This window comes from Pseudomonas sp. F220, assembly GCF_057813935.1.
In genome coordinates this window covers 307,970-328,609 of record NZ_JBVASJ010000001.1, presented here as the reverse complement: position 1 = coordinate 328,609, position 20,640 = coordinate 307,970, and the positions used below count along the sequence as shown (strand labels likewise).

17 protein-coding genes are annotated in these 20,640 nt (G+C 59.1%); 7 read left to right on the top strand and 10 right to left on the bottom strand.

Annotation, left to right across the window (positions count from 1 at the left end; translation table 11 throughout):
• Positions 1–35: 35 nt before the first annotated feature.
• The 9 genes from phaC (ACZYSM_RS01385) to ACZYSM_RS01345 form a co-directional block, all read right to left on the bottom strand.
• Positions 36–1,718, bottom strand: coding sequence for a class II poly(R)-hydroxyalkanoic acid synthase (gene phaC, locus ACZYSM_RS01385; RefSeq protein ID WP_489068110.1), 1,683 nt, complete (start codon positions 1,716–1,718; stop codon positions 36–38).
• Between the two features lie 113 nt (positions 1,719–1,831).
• Positions 1,832–2,689: a poly(3-hydroxyalkanoate) depolymerase gene (gene phaZ, locus ACZYSM_RS01380; protein ID WP_489068108.1), complete on the bottom strand. Its 858-nt coding sequence runs from the start codon at positions 2,687–2,689 to the stop codon at positions 1,832–1,834.
• Between the two features lie 135 nt (positions 2,690–2,824).
• The gene (gene phaC, locus ACZYSM_RS01375; protein ID WP_489068106.1) at positions 2,825–4,504 is read right to left on the bottom strand and encodes a class II poly(R)-hydroxyalkanoic acid synthase; all 1,680 of its coding nucleotides are present in this window, start codon (positions 4,502–4,504) and stop codon (positions 2,825–2,827) included.
• 257 nt (positions 4,505–4,761) lie between these two features.
• The gene (locus ACZYSM_RS01370; protein WP_489068104.1) at positions 4,762–5,139 is read right to left on the bottom strand and encodes a gamma-butyrobetaine hydroxylase family protein; all 378 of its coding nucleotides are present in this window, start codon (positions 5,137–5,139) and stop codon (positions 4,762–4,764) included.
• Positions 5,140–5,318: 179 nt separating this feature from the next.
• Positions 5,319–6,656 carry an ATP-dependent protease ATPase subunit HslU gene (gene hslU / locus ACZYSM_RS01365; RefSeq protein ID WP_489068102.1) on the bottom strand — a complete coding sequence of 446 codons (1,338 nt, stop codon included), beginning with the start codon at positions 6,654–6,656 and terminating at the stop codon, positions 5,319–5,321.
• A 57-nt stretch (positions 6,657–6,713) separates the two neighbouring features.
• Positions 6,714–7,244, bottom strand: a complete 531-nt coding sequence (gene hslV / locus ACZYSM_RS01360) for an ATP-dependent protease subunit HslV (RefSeq protein ID WP_489068100.1) — start codon at positions 7,242–7,244, stop codon at positions 6,714–6,716.
• 224 nt (positions 7,245–7,468) lie between these two features.
• Positions 7,469–8,167 (bottom strand): SPOR domain-containing protein, encoded by a 699-nt coding sequence (locus tag ACZYSM_RS01355; RefSeq protein ID WP_489068098.1) that lies wholly within the window; start codon positions 8,165–8,167, stop codon positions 7,469–7,471.
• 1 nt (position 8,168) lies between these two features.
• Complete coding sequence (gene argS, locus ACZYSM_RS01350; protein ID WP_489068096.1) at positions 8,169–9,905, bottom strand: arginine--tRNA ligase; 1,737 nt, start codon at positions 9,903–9,905, stop codon at positions 8,169–8,171.
• Positions 9,906–10,144: 239 nt separating this feature from the next.
• Positions 10,145–12,364: a primosomal protein N' gene (locus tag ACZYSM_RS01345; RefSeq protein ID WP_489068094.1), complete on the bottom strand. Its 2,220-nt coding sequence runs from the start codon at positions 12,362–12,364 to the stop codon at positions 10,145–10,147.
• Between the two features lie 169 nt (positions 12,365–12,533).
• Between ACZYSM_RS01345 and rpmE the strand changes: the two genes are divergently transcribed.
• The 3 genes from rpmE (at position 12,534) to ACZYSM_RS01330 (ending at position 15,042) form a co-directional block, all read left to right on the top strand.
• Positions 12,534–12,767 (top strand): 50S ribosomal protein L31, encoded by a 234-nt coding sequence (rpmE, locus tag ACZYSM_RS01340; RefSeq protein ID WP_489068092.1) that lies wholly within the window; start codon positions 12,534–12,536, stop codon positions 12,765–12,767.
• A gap of 41 nt (positions 12,768–12,808) precedes the next feature.
• Complete coding sequence (locus ACZYSM_RS01335; RefSeq protein WP_489068281.1) at positions 12,809–13,591, top strand: thermonuclease family protein; 783 nt, start codon at positions 12,809–12,811, stop codon at positions 13,589–13,591.
• A 182-nt stretch (positions 13,592–13,773) separates the two neighbouring features.
• Positions 13,774–15,042 carry a malic enzyme-like NAD(P)-binding protein gene (locus tag ACZYSM_RS01330; protein WP_489068090.1) on the top strand — a complete coding sequence of 423 codons (1,269 nt, stop codon included), beginning with the start codon at positions 13,774–13,776 and terminating at the stop codon, positions 15,040–15,042.
• 158 nt (positions 15,043–15,200) lie between these two features.
• On the opposite strand, the gene ACZYSM_RS01325 is transcribed toward ACZYSM_RS01330, so the two are convergent.
• On the bottom strand, positions 15,201–17,645 hold the full coding sequence (locus tag ACZYSM_RS01325; RefSeq protein WP_489068279.1) for a penicillin-binding protein 1A: 2,445 nt from the start codon (positions 17,643–17,645) through the stop codon (positions 15,201–15,203).
• Positions 17,646–17,863: 218 nt separating this feature from the next.
• Here ACZYSM_RS01325 and ACZYSM_RS01320 point away from each other — a divergent pair, with 218 nt between their 5' ends.
• From ACZYSM_RS01320 to ACZYSM_RS01305, 4 genes are read left to right on the top strand one after another with little or no spacing between them, the layout of a single operon-like run.
• Positions 17,864–18,928 (top strand): pilus assembly protein PilM, encoded by a 1,065-nt coding sequence (locus ACZYSM_RS01320; RefSeq protein WP_489068088.1) that lies wholly within the window; start codon positions 17,864–17,866, stop codon positions 18,926–18,928.
• A complete protein-coding gene (locus ACZYSM_RS01315) occupies positions 18,928–19,494 on the top strand; it encodes a PilN domain-containing protein (protein ID WP_489068086.1) in 567 nt (188 codons plus the stop codon). Before ACZYSM_RS01320 ends, ACZYSM_RS01315 begins: the two co-directional genes overlap by 1 nt.
• Positions 19,491–20,114, top strand: coding sequence for a type 4a pilus biogenesis protein PilO (gene pilO, locus ACZYSM_RS01310; RefSeq protein WP_489068084.1), 624 nt, complete (start codon positions 19,491–19,493; stop codon positions 20,112–20,114). Before ACZYSM_RS01315 ends, pilO begins: the two co-directional genes overlap by 4 nt.
• On the top strand, positions 20,111–20,635 hold the full coding sequence (locus tag ACZYSM_RS01305; RefSeq protein WP_489068082.1) for a pilus assembly protein PilP: 525 nt from the start codon (positions 20,111–20,113) through the stop codon (positions 20,633–20,635). The genes pilO and ACZYSM_RS01305 overlap by 4 nt, the downstream gene beginning before the upstream one ends.
• Positions 20,636–20,640: the final 5 nt, after the last annotated feature.

Genomic DNA, 20,640 nt, shown 5'->3' with positions numbered 1-20,640 from the left:
CACGGCCAAAAGCCCGACCGTGGCGTAGAGAGAGTTCAGCGCACGCGCACATAGGTACCTGGCGCCGCCTCCATCGGTGGATAGTTCTGGTTGCCGAGGGCCATCAGGGTTTCCCGTTGGGTACCGGAGCGCTCCTGAATCCAGCTCAGCCACTGTGGCCACCAGCTGCCTTCGACATGGGTGCCGTCGTAATACCAGGCGCGTGGATCGCCACTGAGCTTGGGGTTTTCGATGTAGTTGGCCTTGGGGTTGCCCGGCGGATTGAGGATGCTCTGAATGTGCCCGCTGTTGGACAGTACGAAGCGCCGGTTGCCACCCAGCAGCAGGGTCGAGCGGTACACCGCGTCCCACGGGGTGATGTGGTCGTTGATGCCGGCCACGCTGAAGCTGTCTACGTTGACCTTCTGCAAATCGATAGGCGTACCGCAGACCTCCAGCCCACCGGGATGGCTCAGCGGGTTGTGCTTGAAGAAGTCCAGCAGGTCGCCATGGAATGCCGCTGGCAGGCGTGTGTTGTCATTGTTCCAGTACAGAATGTCGAAGGCCGGTGGTTCCTTGCCCAGCAGGTAGTTGTTGACCCAGTAGTTCCAGATCAGGTCATTGGGGCGCATCCAGGCGAAAACTTTCGCCATGTCCCGGCCTTCGAGCACGCCGTGTTGGTAGGAGCGGCGCTTGGCTGCTTCCAGGGTCTGCTCGTCGGCGAACAACGTGGCCGGGCTGTCCAGCTGGCTATCCAGCAGACTGACCAGGTAGCTGGCGCTGGAGACCCGCCGCAGTTGCCGCTTGGCTTGCAGGTGGCCTTGCAGCGCGGCGATGGTCAGGCCGCCGGCACAGGCGCCCATCAGATTGACTTCGCGCGCGGCGGTGATGGCGCGGCAAACATTCAGTGCTTCCTCCAGAGCCTCAACGTAACTGGACAGGCCCCATTCGCGGTGGCGAACATCCGGGTTACGCCAGCTGACCACGAACACTTGCAGGCCATTCTTCAACGCGTACTGGACGAAGCTGTTACCCGGGCTGAGGTCGAAAATGTAGTACTTGTTGATCTGCGGTGGCACGATCAGCAACGGCTTGGCGTACTGCTTTTCGCTCATCGGCTTGTATTGCATCAGCTCAAGCAGTTCGTTGCGAAACACCACCGAACCTGCGGTGGTTGCCACGGACTTGCCGACCTCGAAGGCGTGTTTGGTGACCTGGCTGGGCAGCCCGTTGTTGTGCATCAGGTCGTCGAATAAATGGCTGAGGCCGCGGACCACGCTGTTACCGCCAGAGTTGAACAGCTCCTTGATCGCCAGCGGGTTAAGCAGGGTATTGGAGGGGGACACAGCGTCATTGAGCAGCGCGAAGGCGAAATGCGCGCGGGCGCGGTCATCGGCGCTCATACCGCTTTCATCGATCCAGCTTTTGACCTGCTTCTGCCAACTCAGGTAGGCCTGCAGGCTGCGACGATAAAACGGATTCAGTCTCCAGGTCGGGTCCGCAAAGCGGTTGTCCTGCGGGTTCGGCGTGTGCAGCGTTTCGCCCAGCAGCACGCGGCCCAGCTGGCCTCCCAGGGCCAGCGCATGACGGGCGCTGTGCACCGGGTGGCGCAAGCTGTGGGCGGCCAGGCTGCGCAAGGTCGAGAACAGATCCCGGCCGCGCAGACCGGTAATCGCACTCTGAGCGTTGATGAACGTGGCCGGTGTGGGCAACAAGCCCGGCGTTGGTTTCTCTCTCATGAGTCAACACTCCTTCGTCAAGCCATCAACAAGCACATCAATTCAAGACAGACACCATAGTCGGTCCAGCCCGTTCTTGCGCAGGCGAAGGTCCTTTCAACATGCACGAGACTCTACGTTCTGCCGAGCGGCGTCGGGTGCGGATGCATCACTGCCCGCTGACGCTCCTCCTGAAGAAACCTCATGATAATCGGCGCGACGGCTTCGGCACGGGTGATCAGGAACAAGTGACCGTCGTCGATTATGTGTAGCTGGGTGTTGGGAATCCGCCAGGCCAGTATGCGCATATTGATCAGCGGGATCAGCGGATCGTCGTCACCGGCCAGCACCAGGGTGGGCTGATGAATCTTGTGCAGCCAGTGAATGCTGGTCCAGCCCAGGCCAGCGAACAGTTGCCAGTAGTAACCCAGCTTGCCGGCAGAACGCACTTTGCTGGCGTGTTCTGCGGCCAGATTGGGGTCGCGCCGAAAGGAACCGCCATAGATCAGCGGAGCGATGCGAATCACATGGGAAGGCTGAATGTAGCGCCGTGGACTTGCCATCATCCATAACACTTTCGGCTTGCCCGGCACCATAAAGGCGCCTGCTGCGGTTGCCGCGAGCACTAGTTTTTTGCAGCGCTCTGGATAGTCATAGGCAAACTGCTGGGCCAGCGCCCCACCCCAGGACACGCCCACGACGTTGACTTGCCCATAGTCCAGGTAGTCGAGCATGCGCGCGGTCAGTTTGGCCAGCCCCGGGAAGCGGTAGGGCCTGCCGGGGGTCGACGAACCGCCGACACCGGGAACGTCGAAGGCAATCACCTCCAGGTCCGGGTCAAGCGCCTGGATGAACGGAAACACCAGCTCCAGGTTGGCGCCGATGCCATTGAAAATCAGCAAGGGCGTCATATGAGACTTGCCGGGGCGTACCGCGGTGCGGATGGTTTGGCCATCCAGGTCGACAGTACGGAATATGAACGGTTGCGGCATCTCAGAAGCCCTGTGGGTTAAATCGCCGGGCACGCCGTCCTGAGCGTGCTTCAGATTATTCGAGGCCTGGCCTCGGCTGTATGGGTAGGGCTCGCGGCACTTCCGAGTGCCGCGGACTTCTCGACGGGCTACAACTTAACGTTCATGCACATACGTGCCCGGTGCGGCTTCCCCTGACGGATAGGCCTTGTTGCCCAGGCCGGTCGGTGATTTTTTCAGTTTGCCCGAGCGTTCGGCCTGCCAGGCCTGCCAGTGCAGCCACCAGGAGTCGGTGTGTTTGGTTGAGTTTTCTTGCCAGTCGTTGGCGCTCACCGGCATGTCGGTGCTGGTCATGTAACGTGATTTCGGATTGCCCGGCGGGTTCAGAATGCTCTGGATATGCCCGCTGCTGGACAGCACGAACTCGACCTTGCCACCGAACAGTTGCGCCGACTTGTAGCAAGACTTCCAGGGCGTGATGTGATCGTTGGTGCCAGCCAGAGAGTAGATGTCGGCGGTGACCTGTTTGAGATCGATCGGAGTGCCGCTCACTTCCAGTGCATTGGCGCGGATCAGTGGGTTATTTTTGAACATTTCGATCAGGTCGCCGTGGAACGCAGCAGGCAACCTTGTGGTGTCGTTGTTCCAGAACAGGATGTCGAAGACCGGAGGCTCATTGCCCAGCAGGTAGTTGTTGACCCAGTAGTTCCAGATCAGATCGTTGGGGCGCATCCACGCAAAGACCTTGGCCATGTCGCGGCCTTCCAGCACGCCTGCCTGATACGAGTGGCGCTTGGCGGCTTCCAGGGTCTGTTCGTCGATGAACAGTGCAACCTGGGAATCGAGAGTGGTGTCGAGCACGCTGACCAAAAGGGTCAGGGCATTGACCTTTTTCTCGCCGAGGGCGGCGTAATGGCCCAGGAGCGCGGTGCAGGTGATGCCGCCGGAGCAGGCGCCGAGCATGTTGATGTCTTTGCTGCCGGTGATGGCAGAGACTACGTCGACGGCTTCTTTCAGTGCATCGATGTAAGTCGACAGACCCCACTCACGCTGGGCCTTGGTCGGGTTGCGCCAGCTGACGATAAAGGTTTGCTGGTTGTTGCGCAGGCAGAAACGCGCCAGGCTTTTGTCCGGGCTCAGGTCGAACACATAGAACTTATTGATCTGCGGCGGGACCACCAGCAGCGGGCGCTCATGAACCTGTTCAGTGATAGGCCGGTACTGGATCAATTCGAGTACGTCGTTGCGGAAAACTACCGCACCTTCAGTCGTCCCCAGGCTCTTGCCGACTTCGAAGGCGCCCATGTCTACCTGGCTCGGCATGCCGCCGTTGTGTACCAGGTCTTTGGCCAGATTCGAGAGGCCGTCGAGCAGGCTTTTGCCGCCGGTCTCGAAGAACCGTTTGACCGCCGCCGGGTTGGCCGCACTGTTGGTCGGGGCCATGGCTTCGGTCATCAGGTTGATCACGAAGTGGGCACGGCCGATGTCCTGTTCGGACAGATTGCTGTTGCCGATCCAGTCGTGGAGCTCCTTGCGCCACGCCAGATAGGTTTGCAAATAGCGTTTGTAAAGCGGGTTCTGGCTCCAGGCCGGGTCGTTGAAGCGACGGTCATCGCCTTCCGGTTGCAGCGTCGATTTGCCGAATATCACATTCTTCAGCTCGACGCCAAAATGCGCGACGTGCTTGACGCTGTGAATGGGTTGTTTGATGGCCTGGGTTAAGACCATCCGAGCAGAAGTAAGCAGATCTTTTCTACGCAAACCGATGACAGGATTAAGTCCCAGAGTGTTTTCCGAGGCTTGACGTTTCAGGTCATCGCTATTCTTGTTACTCATCTACGACGCTCCATTGTCCTGAGACGAGTACCGGGACCAGCTGTGTAGTCACACAGCAAATGCCAGGTACTACTGCTCGGGTGACCGTTAATTGCGCACTGCTGCGTTCTAATTCAGAGAGCTCTGCACGGAACTTGCCAGCTCCATTGGTTACCCGAGTTTAATTTTTTTCGCAAGCAGGCCAATCGCTGGCCGCACAGCAGAGCATTCAAACAGATGAAATTAGAAAATGCCCTCTAAACAGCAAGAAGCCTGATTTAGAGCATCAGCTTGACGATGGACTCGCTCGGGTCGCGGGACTTTCCGGCGGCTTTGAGCTCTGCAAGATAATCCGCCCAAAGTGCTTCCTGACGTTGTGCCAGTTGGTACAGATAATCCCAAGTGAACAGGCCGCTGTCGTGGCCGTCGTCGAAGGTCAATTTCAGTGCGTACTGACCGGCCGGTTCGACCTTGCTCAGGCCTACGCCGATCTTGCCAAATTGCAGGATAGGTTTGCCGTGGCCCTGGACTTCGGCGGAAGGAGAGTGCACGCGAAGGAATTCGGCGGGCAGGTGATACACCTCATCCGGCGCGTATTTCAGCGTCAGGGTTTTCGAGGCTTTGTGCAGTTCGATATCGGTGGGGAGTTTGGTCATGACCTGTCGTCCGTCTGTATGAGAGACCTGTCGGAATTTGATCTGTAAAACACCACAGTTCAAATGTGGGAGCGGGCTTGCTCGCGAAGGGGTCATAACATTCAGCATCAACGTTGAATGTCAGACCGCTTTCGCGAGCAAGCCCGCTCCCACAGGTCCGCTAGCGCTGTAAGTATGGCTTACAGGATATAACGGGAGAGGTCTTCGTTCTGCGCCAATTCGCCGAGGTGGCTGTTGACGTAGTCGGCGTCGATCAGGATCGCTTTGCCGTCATGGGCGCTGGCCAGATCGCCGGCACTGAACGACACCTCCTCAAGCAGACGCTCGAGCAATGTGTGCAGGCGACGGGCGCCGATGTTCTCGGTCTTCTCGTTGACTTGCCAGGCGATCTCGGCCAGACGCTTGATGCCGTCGGGCAAGAACTCGATGACCAGGCCTTCGGTTTTCAACAGCTCGCGGTATTGCTCGGTGAGCGAGGCATGGGGTTCGCTGAGGATGCGTTCGAAGTCTTCAGGTGTAAGCGCCTTGAGCTCGACGCGGATCGGCAAACGGCCTTGCAGCTCCGGCACCAGATCGCTCGGCTTGCTCAGGTGGAACGCGCCGGAAGCGATGAACAGGATATGGTCGGTTTTGACCATGCCCAGCTTGGTGTTGACCGTGCAACCTTCGATCAGCGGCAACAAGTCGCGCTGTACGCCTTCGCGGGACACGTCGATGCCACCGGAGTTGCCACGTTTGGCGACCTTGTCGATTTCGTCGATGAACACGATGCCGTGCTGCTCGACCGCTTCCAGCGCTTTGGCTTTCAGTTCTTCTTCATTGACCAGGCGACCGGCTTCTTCGTCGCGTACCAGCTTCAGCGCTTCCTTGACCTTGAGCTTGCGGTTCTTGCGCTTGCCCTTGCCCATGTTGGCGAACAGGCTTTGCAGCTGGTTGGTCATTTCTTCCATGCCCGGAGGCGCAGAGATGTCGACGCCGGCCGATTCGGCTACTTCGATTTCAATTTCTTTGTCATCCAGCTGGCCTTCGCGCAGGCGTTTGCGAAACAGCTGACGGGTATTGGAATCCTGGCTCGGTGCAGCGTCTTCGTTGAAGCCCATGCGTGCCGGTGGCAGCAGGGCGTCGAGGATGCGCTCTTCGGCGGCTTCTTCGGCGCGATAACGAACCTTGGTCATTTCCTGTTCGCGCAGCAGCTTGATTGCCGCATCGGCCAGATCGCGAATAATCGACTCGACGTCGCGACCGACATAGCCGACCTCGGTGAACTTGGTCGCCTCGACCTTGATGAACGGAGCGTTGACCAGTTTGGCCAGGCGCCGGGCGATTTCGGTTTTACCGACACCGGTCGGGCCGATCATCAGGATGTTCTTGGGCGTTACCTCGACGCGCAGTTCTTCAGGCAGTTGCATCCGGCGCCAGCGGTTACGCAGCGCGATGGCGACGGCGCGTTTGGCATCGTCCTGGCCGATGATATGGCGGTTGAGTTCGTGGACGATTTCGCGGGGAGTCATGGACATAATATTTGGCGGTCCTCAAGCAAGAATGAAAGCCGTGGCACGATGGCCGAAACAGACTTATTCCGCGAGATCCTGCTCCTCAATGGTGAAGGTATGGTTGGTGAATACACAGATGTCGCCGGCAATGCCCAGAGCGGTCTCGGTGATTTCCCGGGCCGACAGATCGGTCTTCATCAGCAGCGCGCGAGCAGCGGCCTGGGCATAACCGCCACCGGAGCCCATGGCGATCAGGCCGTCTTCAGGCTCAACCACATCGCCATTACCGGTGATGATCAAGGACGCGTCTTTGTTGGCAACTGCCAGCATGGCTTCCAGGCGGCTTAGGGAGCGATCGGTGCGCCATTCTTTGGCGAGTTCTACGGCAGCGCGAACCAGGTGACCTTGATGCTTCTCGAGCTGGCCTTCGAAACGCTCGAACAGAGTGAAGGCGTCAGCAGTGGCCCCGGCAAAACCGGCGATGACTTGACCGTGATACAGGCGGCGAACTTTTTTCGCGTTGCCTTTCATCACGGTATTGCCGAGAGAAACCTGGCCGTCGCCGCCCATGACGACTTTGCCGTGGCGGCGAACTGAAACGATGGTGGTCAAGGGAGAGTCTCCACGCAGCGGGGCGAAAATGCCCTGATGGAAACTCATATGGGGGTGGCGGGGAATTTTTCAACCGTGAGAGGGGTTGGGAGATGAGCGGTGTTTGCGGGTGAAGGTTGTGTCGTCTGGGCTAAAGCCTTCGCGGGCAAGCCTCGCTCCTACAAGGATTGCGCTGAACCTGTAGGAGCGAGGCTTGCCCGCGATTAACCGCGAAGCGGTTGGAATTAGCGGCTCTGGCGTTGTTGTAACAACAGATTGCTAAAACCACTGCCGGCCAATTGTTTCTGCGCCGTGGTCAGCTGTTCACGATTGCTGAACGGCCCGACTAACACCCGATACCAGGTCTCATCCTTAACGGTCCCCGACTCAACGGCAACCGCCTGCCCGAGCAGGATGATCTGCGCGCGAACCTTGTCGGCATCGGCTTCTTTACGGAACGAGCCTGCCTGGAGGAAGAATTTGGTTACTGGCGCTGCTTTAGAAACCGGAGGCGCTGGCGGCGGGGTAATGCCGCTGAGTGCCGCCTGGGCCCGAGCAGTGTCGATCTTCGCCGCCTGGGCCGGGGTCACCGGAGCCACGGGGACGGGCTGCGGAGTCGGCAGGGTTTTCTCAGGCACGGCCTCCGGCGGCACGATGACCTCGGATTCCGGCAGCAACGTGTAGAAGTCGTATTTCGGCTTCACCGGTTGCTGTGGGCTCGGAGGCGTCTTGTTCGCTTCGGCGATCTTGGTGGCTTTCTGCTGCTCTTGCTTGACCCGTTTGACGTCATCGCCCTTGCCCGGTTCGAGCTTCATCAAAAAGACGATAAACGCGCCCACGGTGAGACCGATGGCCATCCACAACCAACCCGGGATAGGTTTCTTTGCAGGAGCTTGGTAACGGCTGGCGCCACGCTTTGGTGCAGGTTTTTTCTTGGCAGCCAACTTACATACGCTCCAGAGTTTCCAGGCCCAACAGTTCCAGGCCTTGCTTGAGTGTGCGACCGGTCAACGCCGCGAGACGCAAGCGGCTCTGCATTTGTGCCGGAGTTTGCGCAGTGAGGATCGGGCAATTCTCGTAGAAACTGGAGAACAGGCCGGCGACGTCATACAGGTAGGTGCAGAGGATGTGCGGTGTGCCCTTATCGCTGACGTTATTCAGCACTTCGCCGAATTGCGCCAGTTTGGCGGCCAGCTCATGTTCGTGAGCCGCCTCAAGTACGATTTGCCCTTCAACTTCGCTGAAGTCCTTGCCGAGTTTACGGAATACGCCGGCTACACGGGTGTAGGCGTACAACAGGTAAGGCGCGGTGTTGCCTTCAAAGTTGAGCATCAGGTCGAAGTTGAAGCTGTAGTCGCTGGTGCGATGCTTGGACAGGTCGGCGTACTTCACTGCGCCAATGCCCACGACCTTGGCGATGTTGCGTAGATCGGCTTCGGCAAGTGTAGGGTTCTTTTCCTTCACCAGCGTGTAGGCGCGTTCTTTAGCTTCGTTCAGCAGATCAATCAGCTTCACGGTGCCGCCGTCGCGGGTCTTGAATGGACGGCCGTCGGCGCCGTTCATGGTGCCGAAACCCATGTGCTCCATTTCCATCGGATGGGTCACGAAACCGGCGAGACGGGCCACTTCGAACACCTGCTGGAAGTGCAGGGCCTGACGCTGGTCGACGAAGTACAGCGCGCGATCAGCCTTGAGTTTGCCGCTGCGGTAGCGCACGGCAGCCAGGTCGGTGGTGGCGTAGAGGTAGCCGCCATCGGCCTTGACGATGATCACCGGTAGCGGATCGCCGTCGGCGTTCTTGAATTCGTCGAGGAACACGCACTGGGCGCCGTTGCTTTCCACCAGCAGGCCTTTGGCCTTGAGGTCGTTGACCACGTTGATCAGGTCATCGTTGTAGGCACTTTCACCCATGACGTCGGCCATGGTCAGCTTGACGTTCAGCAGTTCGTAGATGGCTTGGCAGTGGGACAGCGAGATATCCCTGAATCGCGACCACAGTGCCAGGCATTCCGGGTCACCGGCTTGCAGTTTCACCACCAGGCCACGGGCGCGGTCAGCGAACTCTTCGGACTCGTCGAAGCGTTGCTTGGCGGCACGGTAAAAGTTTTCCAGGTCCGACAGTTCGTCGCTGGTGATCGGGTTTTCCTGCAAGTAAGCCATCAGCATGCCGAACTGGGTACCCCAGTCGCCAACGTGGTTCTGACGGATCACAGTGTCGCCGAGGAACTCCAGCACGCGTGCCACGCCGTCGCCGATGATGGTCGAACGCAAGTGGCCGACGTGCATCTCTTTGGCCAGGTTCGGGGCCGACAAGTCGACCACGGTGCGCTGCACTGGGCCGGCCTTGCGCACGCCGACGTGGTCGTCGGCCAGTGCGGCGTCCAGGCGGGTGGCCAGGGCTTGAGTGTTCTGGAAGAAGTTCAGGAAGCCCGGGCCGGCGATTTCGGTCTTGGTGACGTTTTCGTCAACCGGCAGTGCGGCGATGATTTTTTCTGCCAGATCACGTGGCTTCATACCCGCAGGCTTGGCCAGCATCATGGCGATGTTGCTGGCGAAGTCGCCGTGGGTCTTGTCGCGGGAATTCTCCACCTGAATCGCCGGCGTCAGGCCTTCAGGCAACACACCTTCGTTGACGAGTTGGGTGATGGCTTGCAGGATCAGCTGGCGAATGGTGTCTTTCATGGTCTTCTCTTTCGACCGCAGGCGCGGCGGCGCTTCGATGCGCAGGTGGAAAAACTGGGCATTATCCGTTGCGAAGGCAGGCTTGCCAACCTTAGCAGGCCGGTTATGGATATGTGGTGACTATTCGGCCGTCATCGCGAGCAAGCTCGCTCCCACAGTGGATCCCGGCTGTTCATGCATTTTGTGTTTACCACCAACTCCCTGTGGGAGCGAGCTTGCTCGCGATGGCAATCGTCGAATCAATATAAATCCACCGGATCAACATCCAAAGACCAACGCACCTGTCGCCCGCTGGGCATTTGTTCCAGCGCCAGCAGCCAACTGTTCAGCAGCCGATGTAGCGGTGCGCGGGCGCTGGCTTGCAACAAGAGTTGCGCGCGATAGCGTCCTGCGCGGCGCTCCATGGGGGCCGGGACCGGGCCGAGCAGCTCGATGCCGGTCAGATTCTGTTCGCCCAGCAAGCGTTCGGCCTCACTACAGGCCTCATCGAGAAAGCCTTCGGCCTGCCCTGGTTTGTGCGCTTCAGCCCGCAACAGCGCCAAATGCGCGAAGGGTGGCAGACCAGCAGCGCGGCGTTCGCTCAGGGCCTGTTCGGCAAAGGCGAAATAACCTTGTTCGGTCAACTGCACCAACAGCGGATGATCGGCCAAATGGGTCTGGATAATCACTTTGCCCGGCTCTTCGGCGCGGCCTGCACGCCCGGCGACCTGGACGATCAACTGGGCCATGCGTTCACTGGCGCGGAAGTCACCGGAAAACAGTCCGCCATCGGCATCCAGAATCGACACCAGGGTCACCCGCGGGAAATGATGCCCTTTAGCGAGCATTTGCGTACCCACCAGAATGCACGGCTGACCTTTCTGAATGGTGGCGAACAGCTGATTCATCGCGTCCTTGCGCGAGGTACTGTCGCGGTCTACTCGCAGCACCGGGTAATCCGGGAACAGAATCCCCAGCCGTTCCTCGGCGCGTTCAGTGCCCGCGCCGACGGGACGCAAATCAACCTTGCCGCATTGCGGGCAGTGACGCGGTACGCGCTCGACATAGCCGCAGTGGTGGCAACGCAGTTCACCGGAGCGCTGATGCACCGTCATCCGCGCATCGCAGCGGCTGCACTCGGACATCCAGCCGCAGTCGTGGCACAGCAGCGTCGGCGCGAAACCGCGGCGGTTGAGGAACACCAGCACTTGCTGACCGGCCGCAAGGGTCTGGCCGATGGCTTGTTGCATCGGCCCGGAAATGCCGCTGTCCAGCGGGCGGCTTTTAACGTCCAGGCGTAGGAAACGTGGTTGTTGCGCACCGCCGGCCCGTTGGTTCAGGCGCAGCAAGCCGTACCGACCGGTGTAGGCGTTGTGCAGACTTTCCAGCGACGGCGTGGCCGAGCCGAGCACGATCGGGATGTTTTCCTGGCGTGCGCGCACCAGCGCCAGATCACGGGCGTGATAGCGCAGGCCTTCTTGCTGTTTATAGGAGCCGTCGTGTTCTTCATCGATGATGATCAGGCCAGGGTTTTTCATCGGTGTGAACAGTGCCGAGCGAGTGCCGATAATTATGTCGGCGTCTCCATCTCGGGCCGCCAGCCACGCTTCCAGCCGTTCGCGGTCATTGACTGCCGAGTGCACCAGCGCGATACGGGCGTTGAAGCGCTGTTCGAAGCGCGCCAGGGTTTGCGGTCCGAGGTTGATCTCGGGAATCAGTACCAGCGCCTGCTTGCCGGCCTGGAGGGTTTCGCGAATCAACTGCAAATAGACTTCGGTCTTGCCGCTGCCGGTGACCCCGGCCAGCAAAAATGCATGGAAACTGTCGAAACCTGAACGAATGGCTTCATAGGCGGCGCGCTGCTCCGGGTTGAGGGGTAATTCCGGTTGCGCCAGCCAGTGCTCATGGCGTTCGCCGGGAGCGTGTTTGCGGATTTCTACCTGCACCAGTTCTTTGGCCAGCAGCAGGTCAAGGCTGTCTTTGCTTAGCATGAGTTTGCTGAGCAACTGATGGGCCACGCCGTGGGGATGCTGCGCCAGTGTGGCCAAGGCTTCGCGTTGGCGTGGCGCCCGGCTGATACGCGGGTCGTCGAGCCGCGCGTCAGGGGAGATCGACCAAAAACGTTCCTGACGAGCTTCGGCCAGTTCGCCCTGGCGCAACAACACCGGCAGCGCCCAGCTCAGGGTATCGCCCAGGCTGTGCTGGTAATACTGGGACGTCCACAGGCACAGCTTGAACAGCGCCGGCGGCAAGGGCGGCGTGGCGTCGAGCAGTGCCAGCGCAGGCTTGAGCTTTTCTGCCGGGACTTCGCTGTGGTCGGTGACCTCCACCAGAATGCCGATCATCTCGCGACGGCCGAACGGCACACGCAGGCGCATGCCCGGATGCAGCTGAGCACGCAGGACACCCGCGGGGGCGCGGTAATCGAACAGGCGGCGCAGAGGCGAGGGCAGGGCGAGGCGCAGAATGGCGTCGGGCACGCGGGGGTTTCTCATTAAACGGGCGGTGAAGAAGGCCCGGAGCCTAGCAGACGGTCGGTGTAAGGGACAGCTTGCGTGATTGCAAAGGTCTGGTAGAATCCGCGGCCTAATTACGTGCGGTATTCAACAATAGTGTTGGGTGGCGGCACGCTAGCCCGAGGAATACACCATGAAAGCCGATATCCATCCAGCATACGAAGTAATCGACGTAACTTGCAGCTGCGGCAACAAGTTCCAGACTCGCTCGAATCTGTGCAAGCCACTGGGTACTGACGTATGCAACGAGTGCCACCCGTTCTACACCGGTAAGCAGAAGACTCTGGACATCGGCGGCCGTGTCGATCGCTTCAAGTCGCGCTTCGGTGCGTTCGGCGCAACCAAAGCTCCTGCTGCTGCAGAGTAAGGTTGGTCGTCTTGGAGAGCCTGTCTGGCTTCTCCTTGCTGATGAAAAAGGCGCCCCTCGCGGGCGCCTTTTTTGTGTCTGCGATTTGGTTCTCCAGCGCCCAGGCCTTCTGTCCAGCACCGAGCTCATTGATGACCGTCGAGGTTCAGCGCGTGGTCGATGGCGACACCATACGCCTGAGTGACGGCCGCAGCGTGCGCATGATCGGCTTGAATACCCCGGAGCTGGGCAAGAAGGGTCGATCGGATGAGCCCTTCGCCGTGGCAGCCCGCAAGCGCCTGGAGGCTCTGGTGAGCGAAAGTGACGGGCGGGTTGGCTTGCTTCTGGGGCAAGAGAGCAAGGATCGCTATGGTCGTACGCTGGCCCATGTATATGGCGCCAATGGTGCGAACCTTGAAGCTCTACTGCTGGCTGAAGGTCTTGGCTATCAAGTGGCCATTGCGCCGAACGTCGATCTTGTGGGCTGTCAGCAAGCTGCAGAGCACAGTGCACGCCAAGCCGGTCTCGGGCTTTGGCGGCAATCAACTGTACTGAAAGCGGATCAGATCACCACGTCGGGTTTCGCCGTGCTGAGTGGTCGTGTGAGCAATGTTCAGCGCAATCGTGGCGGGTTATGGATCGAGTTGCAGGATTCGGTTGTATTGCGCATTGCGCCTAATCTGCTGGACCAATTCGATGTCTCGATGCTGCAGCGCCTCAAAGGTCGGCAAATCGAAGTGCGCGGCTGGGTGCTCGATCGCTCTCGGCGTGGCGGGTTGAAATCCGGTCAGGCGCGCTGGTTGCTGCCATTGACCCATCCGGGAATGCTTGAGCTGGCGCAATAGAAAAAATTGTAGACATTTTTTCTATTGATTGTGAGCAGTTTACCCCTTGTGTTCCGTGCCTCTTGGTCCAAAGTCTTAGGGTAGGGCCCTTGACACCAGTGACTGGTCAGTCTTGTAGGGACTTTACGACACGAGTATCCTCGGCGGTCCGTCTGTCCCACAGTAAAAAGCGGAATGCCCACATGTCTGATTTGAAAACTGCCGCTCTCGAATATCATGCCCATCCTCGTCCAGGGAAGCTGAGCGTCGAGCTCACCAAAGCCACCGCTACTGCCCGCGACCTGTCGCTGGCCTATAGCCCCGGTGTAGCCGAACCAGTCCGCGAAATTGCCCGCGACCCTGAACTCGCCTACAAGTACACCGGCAAGGGCAATCTGGTTGCAGTCATTTCTGATGGCACCGCGATTCTCGGCCTGGGTAACCTTGGTCCATTGGCTTCCAAGCCTGTCATGGAAGGTAAAGGCGTGCTGTTCAAGCGCTTCGCTGGCATCGACGTGTTCGACATCGAAGTCGACTCCGAAAGCCCGCAAGCCTTTATCGACACCGTCAAGCGCATCTCCATCACCTTCGGCGGCATCAACCTGGAAGACATCAAGGCGCCAGAGTGCTTTGAAATCGAACGTGCTCTGATCGAGCAGTGCGACATTCCGGTATTCCACGATGACCAGCACGGCACCGCGATCGTTACCGCGGCCGGCATGATCAATGCCCTGGAAATCGCAGGTAAAACCCTGCCTGAGGCGAAGATCGTTTGCCTGGGTGCTGGTGCTGCCGCGATCTCCTGCATGAAATTGCTGGTGAGCATGGGCGCCAATATCGAAAACATCTTCATGGTTGACCGTACCGGCGTGATCCACTCCGGCCGTGATGACCTGAACCAATACAAAGCGGTCTTCGCTCACGCTACCGACAAGCGCACCTTGTCCGACGCGCTGAAAGACGCTGACGTGTTCGTCGGCTTGTCCGGCCCGAACCTGCTGAGCGCAGAAAACCTGCTGCTGATGGCTGCTAACCCGATCGTCTTCGCTTGCTCGAACCCGGATCCGGAAATCGCCCCGGAACTGGCTCACGCAACCCGTAACGACGTGATCATGGCCACCGGCCGTTCGGACTACCCGAACCAGGTCAACAACGTACTGGGCTTCCCGTTCATCTTCCGTGGTGCTCTGGACGTTCGCGCCAAACGCATCAACGAAGAGATGAAAGTGGCTGCCGCCAACGCCCTGCGCGAACTGGCCAAGCTGCCGGTACCACAGGAAGTGTGCGACGCCTACGGTGGCATCAAGCTGGAATTCGGTCGTGAGTACATCATCCCGAAACCAATGGACGCACGCCTGATCACCGTGATCTCCGATGCAGTGGCCAAGGCCGCGATCGAGACTGGCGTGGCTACCCTGCCGTATCCGAAGAACTACCCGCTGAAAAGCGTGGATGACGTGTTCAACGGCTAAGCCGTTGTAGCTTCAAAAAAAAGCCCTGGCTCGTGAGAGTCGGGGCTTTTTTGTGTGTCTGGGCTGACGTCATCGCGAGCAAGCTCGCTCCTACAGGTTCAGCGCAATCCTTGTAGGAGCGAGCTTGCTCGCGATAGGCCGCGCAGCGGCCGCAATGCTCAGAACAAATCGATTGGTGCTGCTTCATCCGCTGGCAATGGGCTGCCCGGTGCCCTGCCGTTACCCAGTTCGTTGACCGAAGGTGGGGTGTCTTCGCTCTTGAATAGCTCGAAGTAGGCATTCGGCGTGCCCGGTGTGGCTGCACGGCCGCTGATCGGGTCGACCCGCAGGCTGAGGATGCCTTCCGGCTCGCTCTGGGTGTGAGCCGGTTTGCCCTTGAGGGCGGCGCCCATGTAGCTCATCCAGATCGGCAGTGCGACGGTACCGCCGAACTCACGACGGCCAAGGCTTTCCGGCTGATCGAAACCGGTCCAGACCGTGGTCACGTAATCGGCGTTGTAGCCGGAGAACCAGGCATCCTTGGATTCGTTGGTGGTCCCGGTCTTGCCGGCCAGATCGGTGCGGCCCAGTGCCAGGGCGCGACGCCCGGTGCCAAGCTTGATCACGTCTTCCAGCATGCTGTTGAGGATGTAGGTAGTGCGACCGTCGATAATGCGTTCAGCTACCGCTGGCGTTTGCACCGCTGTTTGCGCTACGGAAGCGTCTCCGGACGTCGACGTTGGGTTGACGGTAAAGGTGTCGGCTACCGGAGCCGCAATCCCGCTGCTGGCAGCGTTGCCAGTCGGTACGCTTGGCGGGTTGGCAGTGAACAGGTTGTCACCGTTGCGGCTATCGATCTTGTCGATGATGTACGGAGTGATCTTGTAACCGCCGTTGGCGAACGTGCTCCACCCCGTGGCGATTTCCATCGGTGTCAGCGTTGCAGTGCCCAATGCCAGGGACAGGTTGCGCGGCAGGTCCTGCTTGTTGAAGCCGAACTTGCTGATGTAATCAATGGTGCGGTCGACGCCCAGGGCTTGCAGTAGACGGATCGAAACCAGGTTGCGCGACTTGTATAAGGCTTCGCGCATACGGATCGGACCGAGGAACGTGTTGGTGTCGTTCTTCGGGCGCCAGACCTTGTCCAGGTATTCATCGACGAACACGATCGGTGCGTCATTCACCAGGGTCGCCGGGGTGTAACCATTGTCCAGCGCGGCGCTATAGACGAACGGCTTGAAGCTCGAGCCCGGTTGGCGCTTGGCCTGCATCGCTCGGTTGTAGTTGCTTTGCTCGAAAGCGAAGCCACCAACCAGCGAGCGGATTGCACCGTTCTGCGGATCAAGGGAGACCAGTGCACCCTGGGCGACCGGGATCTGGCTGAATTTCAGCGAGTTGTCCGCCTGACGTTGCACGCGGATCAGGTCGCCGACCTGGGCAACATCCGACGGCTGCTTCGGATTGGGGCCCATGCTGTTGGTGTTCAGGTATGGTCGGGCCCATTTCATGCTGTCCCAACTGACATGTTCTTCGCCAGTGCGGGTCAGGACCTGCACACCGTTCTTCTCGATTTGAGTGACGATGGCTGGATCAAGCCCGCTGATCGGACGCTGCTTGGTCAGTTCCAGGACCCAGGCTTCATGAGTCTTGCCCGGCAGGCGGGACTCGGGGCCGCGGTAGCCGTGGCGTTGATCGTAGGTGATCAGGCCTTCATGGACGGCAGTGTTGGCCATTTCCTGCAGGTTGCTCGGCACCGTGGTGGTGACGCGGAAGCCTTCGGTGTAGGCATCGCTGCCATAACGGCCAACCATTTCGGCTCGAGCCATTTCAGCGATGTACGGCGCATTAACTTCTGGCGTCGGTACGTGGTAGCTGGCGTTGAGTGGTTCGGCCAGCGCCGTCTGATAGGCCGTCTCGTCGATTTTTCCGAGCTTGTACATGCGCCCCAGAATCCAGTCGCGACGCTCCTTGCTGCGTGCCGGGTTGGCCAGGGGGTTGAAGCGCGAAGGGGCCTTGGGCAGGCCGGCGATCATTGCCATTTGTGCCAGGCTGGCGTCACGAATCGACTTGCCGTAATAGACCTGCGAGGCCGCCTCGATCCCGTAGGCGCGGTTGCCCAAATAGATCTTGTTGACGTAGAGCTCGAGGATCTCGTCTTTGGTCAACTGACGTTCGATCTGCAAGGCCAGGAGGATTTCTGTGGTCTTGCGCGAGAAGCTGCGTTCGCTGGAGAGGAAGAAGTTCTTCGCGACCTGCATGGTGATGGTGCTGCCGCCGGACTGAATGTGTCCGCTTTTTACCAGCTGAGTGGCGGCACGCATCAGGCTGCTGGGATCGACGCCATAGTGATTGGCGAAATTGTCGTCTTCAGCAGAAAGTAACGCATTAATGAAATTGGGGGGAATGTCGGCGAAACGGATCGGTGTGCGGCGCATTTCGCCGAACTCTGCGATCAACTTGTCGTCGCTGCTGTAGACCCGCAAAGGAATCTGCAACTGGATACTTCTCAGCGCCTCTACCGAGGGCAACCCAGGACTAAGATACAGAAACGCGCCGCTCAGACCGAGGAGCAGTCCGCAGAAAACAGCGACGATAGACCACCCGAAAAACTTCAGCAGACGAATCAAGGCTTTTGGATTTCCAGAGAAGAGGATGAATTAGGCGTCAGAAGATTCACGGTAAACAGGATCAACCCACGATTGAGATAAAAAGCGAAAAAGCGCTGGGCATTATAAGCATTTTTCGGCAGCAAGCGTCATTTGCGCTTCTGTCAAGACTCAGTCATTGAACGCATCGAACAATAAAGAGTCCGTAACTCACGGATAGTCATAGGGAATTGGTAGTGCTAGGACTCTTCAACAAAAAAGCCAACACGCTTCTGGGGATCGATATCAGCTCCACCTCGGTCAAGCTTCTCGAGCTAAGCCGCTCGGGAAACCGCTACCGGGTGGAGGCGTACGCGGTAGAACCGCTGCCGGCAAACGCCGTGGTCGAGAAGAACATCGCCGATCTGGAAGGGGTGGGGCACGCGTTGTCACGCCTGCTGCTCAAGGCTAAGAGCAGTGTCAGGAACGTGGCCGTGGCGGTCGCCGGGTCGGCGGTGATCACCAAGACCATCGAGATGGACGCCGGGCTTTCTGATGACGACATGGAAAGCCAGCTGAAGATTGAAGCCGATCAGTACATTCCCTACCCGCTCGAAGAAGTCGCCATCGATTTTGAAGTTCAGGGTTACTCTGCGCGCAATCCTGAGCGCGTCGAAGTGCTGTTGGCGGCCTGCCGAAAGGAAAACGTCGAGGTTCGTGAAGCGGCCCTGGCCCTTGCCGGGCTGACCGCCCGAGTGGTCGATGTCGAGGCGTATGCCCTGGAACGTTCGTTCGGTTTGCTCACGGCGCAATTGGCCAGCCCTCAGGACCGTTTGACGGTGGCGGTGGTCGATATCGGTGCAACCATGACCACCCTGAGCGTCCTGCATGACGGGCGGATTATCTATACCCGCGAGCAGCTATTCGGCGGGCGCCAATTGACCGAGGACATCCAGCGCCGCTACGGCTTGTCGATGGAAGAGGCGGGGTTGGCAAAAAAACAGGGAGGCTTGCCGGATGATTACGTCAGTGAGGTTCTGCAGCCATTCAAAGACGCACTGGTCCAGCAGGTCTCGCGCTCTCTGCAATTTTTCTTCGCTTCGGGTCAGTACAGCTCGGTCGATTACATCCTGTTGGCGGGCGGTACGGCTTCCATCACGGGGCTGGATCGACTGATCGAGCAGCGCCTCGGTACGCCCACTCAGGTGGCCAATCCTTTCGCCGACATGACGCTGGGTAGCAAGGTCAACGCCGGTGCGTTGGCCAGCGATGCGCCAGCCTTGATGATTGCCTGCGGTCTGGCTCTCAGGAGTTTTGACTGATGGCGCGAATTAACCTTCTACCTTGGCGCGAAGAGCTGCGCGAAGAACGCCGCAAACGATTTTTGATGGCCTTGGCGGGGGTGTTGGCGGCAGCGATAGGGGGGGTGCTTATCACTGACCAATACATCAGCGGCGAGATCGACCGGCAAACTGCCCGCAATAACCATGTCAGCCAGCAAATTGCTCTGCTTGATGAGCGGATCAAACAGATCAGTGAGTTAAAGACCCGTCGCCAGCAACTCGTGGAGCGGATGAGGATCATCCAGGATTTGCAGGGCAATCGGCCGGTCAGCGGTCGAATCTTCGACCAACTGGCCCGTACGCTGCCGGACGGGGTGTATTTCACCGAAGTGAATATGACTGGCAAGACCCTTTCCATCACTGGAGCTGCTGCGTCGAACAACCGTGTCTCAGACTTGATGCGCAACCTCGACGCGTCCGACTGGTTCGATGCGCCGAGTCTGACTGAGGTCAAGGCAAATGCCGCGGGTACTGTCGATCAGGCCAACGTCTTCCAGTTGACCGTTCGTCAGACCCAGCCCGCCGCCGCGGAGGGCTCGAAATGACTCCGCTTGAATGGTTCGAGGGGCTGCGCAAGATCGATCTGAACGATCTGGACATGAACAACATGGGGGCATGGCCGGCTGCCGTCAAAGCCATGGTCGGCGCCTTGCTCATGGTTTTGGTAGTGGCGCTGGGCTACAGCTTCTACCTCAAGGATCTTCAGGATAAGTTCGATCAGCAGCGTGCGGATGAAGTCACCTTGAAGGCGCAGTTCGCGAGCAAGGCCCATTTGGCGGCGAATCTGGAGCGTTACACCGAGCAGATGAAGGACATGGAAAACTCCTTCGGCATGCTGCTGCGTCAGCTTCCCAGTGATACCGAGGTGCCCGGTCTGTTGGAGGACATCACTCGCACGGGGTTGGGCAGTGGGCTGGAGTTCGAGGAGATCAAGCTGCTGCCTGAGGTGGCTCAGCAGTTCTACATCGAGTTACCGATCCAGATCACCGTCACCGGTGCTTACCATGATCTGGCGACCTTCGTCAGCGGCGTGGCTGGCCTGCCGCGAATCGTCACCCTGCATGATTTCGAGATCAAACCGGTCACGCCGGACATTGGCTCGAAACTGCGCATGAGCATCCTGGCCAAGACCTACCGCTACAACGACAAGGGGCTGCAGAAATGAAAGCAGCCTGGATATCAATGGTTGTAGTACTGATTGGGTTGTCCGGCTGCGGCGGCGATTACGACTTCAGCGATCTGGACGCCTATATGAACGAGGTGCGTTTGCGACCTCCCGGCAAGATTGAACCTACGCCGACATTCAGGTCTTACCAAGCATTCACGTACAGCGCCGCGTCCTTGCGCAGCCCGTTTTTACCGCCGGTCAGGGCAGATCTGGCGGGGCGACAGCATGGATCGCGCAATGTAAAGCCGGACCTGAGTCGGGCGAAGCAGTTTCTCGAAGGTTTCAATGTCGAGCAGTTTGAAATGGTCGGCACGATCTCCAACGCCTCTGGCTCCTTCGCCTTGCTGCGAGGTGCTGGCGGCGTGCATCGGTTGAAAGTCGGCGATTACCTGGGGCGCAACGATGGCCGGATCGTGGCCATCAGTGACTCGCAAGTCGATGTGGTTGAAATCGTTTCCGATGGTGAGGGTGCCTGGCTGGAGCGACCGCGGACCATCCCTTTGAAAGTGCACTCATAGTGGAA